The organism is Mucilaginibacter sp., from assembly GCF_028288105.1.
In the GTDB taxonomy this organism is placed as follows: Bacteria; Bacteroidota; Bacteroidia; order Sphingobacteriales; family Sphingobacteriaceae; genus Mucilaginibacter.
On sequence record NZ_JAQBOI010000263.1, the window covers coordinates 1 to 2,622 of the forward strand.

Here is a 2,622-nt window from a genome sequence, read left to right on the forward strand (position 1 = left end):
AAAAAGATATGCTTTACGCCGGTTTTATAATTTATCCAGTTGGTACGCAAACCCTCGGCCGAGAGCACCGGCCCCATGTATTGCCCAAACGCGGTCCAAAATGCTTGTTTTAATTGCGATGCCTGCTCTTTAGTATACATATTATTTAAAGTACGTTGTCATTTCGAACGATAGTGAGAAATCTTGTTCGAAATGAAAGTTCGCCACCTATCATTTGAACAAGATTTCTCCTCGTTCCTCGTTCGAAATGACATAGTGTTATTTGTTGATTGTAAAAGGCATTGTTACCTTTTCATCCTGCGAGTTACTACCCAGGATTAGTTTATAATCGCCCGGATAAACCTTCCATTTGTTTGTCTTTAGATCCCATTTTTGTAATTCTTTAACGGGAATTTTAAGGGTAACAATCTTCTCGCCGCCTTTATTAACGCTAACCCGTTTAAAAGCTTTTAACTCTTTTAAAGGCATGCGGTTTATCTGCGGATATTGGATGTAGGCTTGCACAACTTCGTCGCCATTAAAATTGCCCGTATTTTTGATATTTACATTAACGGTTATCGTATCGGCAGTTTTGTAGCTGTTTTTGAATATATTGTTTGGTTGATAACTGAACTGGGTATAGCTCATTCCAAATCCAAAAGGGTATTGCACCGGGCCATTGTAATAACGGTAGGTGCGGCCTTTCATGTTATAATCTTTATAATCGGGTAGGTTGCTTAACGATTTGTAAAAAGTAACCGGCAAATGCCCGGATGGTGATACATCGCCAAACAAAATATCGGCCAGCGCATTGCCGCCCTGCTCGCCGGGGTACCAGGCTAAAATAACGGCATCAGCGTAAGGGGCAATGGCTTCTATATCTACATCGCTGCCGGCGGTTATTACCGCTATTATAGGTTTCTTAACCTCCTTACGTAGTTTTTTTAAGTAAGCGATATGGCTTGCGGGTAAACTGATATCCAACCTGTCGCCACCACCCGGCGCCAAAAACGCGTCTCCTTCTTCACCTTCATTAACAGGGGATAGGCCAAGTACAGCAACGGTAACATCTGCATTCCCGGCAGCCCAAATACCACCAAAATGTGTGGTGTCTCTATTATCGGCACCTAAATCATATTCTACTCGGGTTGCCGGGCCAACTGCGGCGGTTATGCCCTCCACAAAATTGATGATCTTGCTGGTGCCGTGATAGTTACCAATCATGGCATCGTACGAAGTTGCGTTGGGGCCTACAATCATTATACTGCTGTATTTGCTTTTGCTAAGCGGCAGCACATTGCCTTCGTTTTTTAGCATTACCATACTTTGTTGTGCCACCTTACGCGCAAGATCAATATGCGGGGCGTTGTGCACACTATCGGCACCGTAGCTATGGTAGGGGTTTAAATTACGATCGTCATAAAAACCCAATTTAAATTCGGTACGTAATATGGCTGATAGGGCTTTGTCGATATCGCCAACTTTCAACAAGCCCATTTTCACCGCCTTCATTACTTCACCTTGCAGCAGGGTAGAACAATCCAGATCAACGCCTGCCTTGATAGCCGCTGCAGCCACATGCACAGCATCAGGCATTACTTTATGGCGCAGATAAATATCATCAAGTGCGCCACAATCGGTAACTACATGGCCCTTAAAGCCCCATTCTTTGATCAGGATATTGCTGAGCAGCGTATTGCTTGTGCAGCAGGGCTCGCCGTTTACCCGATTGTAGGCACACATTACACTTTCCACACCGCCATCAACCAAATGCTTAAAGGCGTACAGGTAAGTTTCGCGCAGGTCTTTCTCGTCTATTACGGCATTAAATTCGTGGCGGCCAGCTTCCGGGCCGCTATGTACGGCGTAATGTTTGGCGGTTGCACTGGCCTTTAAATAATGCGGGTCATCGCCCTGCAAACCTTTTACAAAAGCGCCCCCCATACGCGAGGTTAAGAAAGGGTCTTCGCCGTAAGTTTCTTGTCCGCGGCCCCAGCGCGGGTCACGGAAGATGTTGATGTTGGGAGTCCAGAAGGTAAGCCCCATATATTGCAGGTGCCTGTCTTGCGCTATAGCCAGGTTGTATTTTGCACGTGCTTCGGTAGATATTACGGTAGATACCTGTTTGAGCAGGTCATCATTAAACGTTGCCGCCATACCAATAGCCTGCGGGAAAATGGTTGCTTCGCCGGCACGGGCAACGCCATGCAGGGCTTCGTTCCACCAATTATACGCAGGGATATCTAAACGGGGCACTGCTTTGCTGTTGTAGCCAAGCAGGGATACCTTTTCTTCTAAGGTTAAACGGGATACCAGGTCTTTTACCCGTAAGTTTATAGGCTGTTTACTGTCTTTATAAATTATGTTTTGCTGCGCGGATGCAATTATCGGCACAAATAACAACAGAAATAGGTAGCGGGAAACTCTCATAATTATATTGGTAAATGATGGGATTAAACATAAAAAGAAATTAGCCGTACCTGAAATTATTTCTACTTAAAAAATCAAGCTATTTTAAAAACGTTTACTTTAGCAATTGATACCATCAACCCTGAATTATATGAAATACTTATTGCTGCTGATATTTTTGCCATTAGCAACCTTTGTTGCCCTTGGCCAGCCTGCACCAAAGCCTTATGGCCC

1 protein-coding gene is annotated in these 2,622 nt (G+C 44.6%); it reads right to left on the reverse strand.

Annotated features, from left to right (window positions below; translation table 11 throughout):
* Window positions 1-258 precede the first annotated feature (258 nt).
* On the reverse strand, window positions 259-2,409 hold the full coding sequence (locus tag JWQ85_RS17825) for a glycoside hydrolase family 3 protein (protein ID WP_299470359.1): 2,151 nt from the start codon (window positions 2,407-2,409) through the stop codon (window positions 259-261).
* Window positions 2,410-2,622: the final 213 nt, after the last annotated feature.

What these genes read in the sequence shown, in the direction of transcription:
- JWQ85_RS17825 (WP_299470359.1), bottom strand. Translation starts at nt 2,409, where the DNA reads ATGAGAGTTTCCCGCTACCTATTTCTGTTGTTATTTGTGCCGATAATT.